This window comes from Tepidimonas charontis (assembly GCF_007556685.1).
GTDB lineage: Bacteria > Pseudomonadota > Gammaproteobacteria > Burkholderiales > Burkholderiaceae_C > Tepidimonas > Tepidimonas charontis.
On the sequence record NZ_VJON01000089.1, the window covers coordinates 1 to 1,375 of the forward strand.

General features: G+C 67.3%; 1 pseudogene. It reads right to left on the reverse strand.

Annotated features, from left to right (window positions below):
* Positions 1-46: 46 nt before the first annotated feature.
* Positions 47-1,268: pseudogene (istA, locus tag Tchar_RS13445) on the reverse strand (IS21 family transposase).
* Positions 1,269-1,375: the final 107 nt, after the last annotated feature.

A 1,375-nucleotide genomic window follows, 5' to 3' on the forward strand; every position in this document is an offset into this window, starting at 1 on the left:
AGCCGCAGCCGGGTGAGCAGTTCGTCGAGTCGGTCGGTATCGATCATCACCAGCCTCCTCCGACGAGCGCTTCGTACTCGGCCAACGGACGCAGCAGCGCATCGGTGGGCGGCGGCACTTCGATTGCGGCCGGCGGCGGTGACCCCACCAGCAGATGGCTACGCTCGATGCTGCGCCCGCGACTGCCGCGCAGCTGCGCGTGGCGGGCCACTTCCTCACCGGCGTACTCGACCACCACCGTGTCGGCGCTGACGACGACCGTGACCATCTCACCGATCAGCCGCCACGGCACGCTGTAGGCGTTGGTGTCCAGTTCGATGCAGCCCTCGGCATTGACCCGGCGCACGAGCTCGCGCACCTGCAGGAAGGGGGCGATGCCGGCGATCGGGCGCAGGATGCGCACGCTCCAACTCGAAGCGCTCAGCGGGCGTGACGCCCGTCGTGCCGTGGATGCGCACATCGGCCACCTCGCGCTGCCAGCGCGCCAGGTGCGCCTGCATCGCCGCCCAGCTCTCGAAGGCATGACCGGCGATGGCGTTGTTCTTCACGTAGCCCACGCCGTTCTCGGTCTTGCCCTTGGTGCGGGCGCGAAACGGCGCGCACGCCCGGGCTGCGATGTCCCAGTGGCGGCAGAACGCCTCAAAGCGGCTGTTGAGCCGAACCTGGCGCGTGGGCGTGTCGTGCTTGTCGACCAGTGCCTTGGCATTGTCGATGAGGAGCGTCTGCGGCCGTCCGCCGAAGTGGGCGAACGCCGCCTCGATGCCAGCGAACCAGGCGCTTTGGCGCTCGTGGCGGAATGCGCAGGCAAACCCCTTGCGTGAGTAGCCCAGTGTGGCCACAAAGAGGAACACCCGTACCGACTCGCCGCCGATCATCACGCGCGTCTGCCCAAAGTCGATCTGCATTTGCTCACCCGGCGCGGTCTCGAAGCGGATCGTCGCACGGCGGCTCGCTTCGAGTTCCTGGCGAAACCCTCGGCACGCGCGCTCGACCGTGCGCAGGCTCGTGTCGATCCCGAGCTCCTTGCTCAACTGCTGACGCACCACGTCGCAGTTACCCCGGTGCTGCAGGAAGCGCTCCCGCAGCCATGCTTCATGACCGACCAAAACGCCGGTGCGCTGTGGCCGCTTATACGGCACCGGCCCACCCGCGTTCAGATACCGCCGCACCGTGTTGCGCGCGATGCCCAACGTCCTGGCGATCCGCTTCGCGCCCCACCCCGACTGCCCCAAGCGAACGATCGTCGTGATCGCTTCCGGCTCCAACATCTCCTGCACTCCGCAAACCACACGGCGCACAGGATCTACCTCAATGTGCTTCGTTTCCAACGATGGCCTCCTTGCGAACGAGGGGGTCAGTTCCTCGTGTCGCTAGG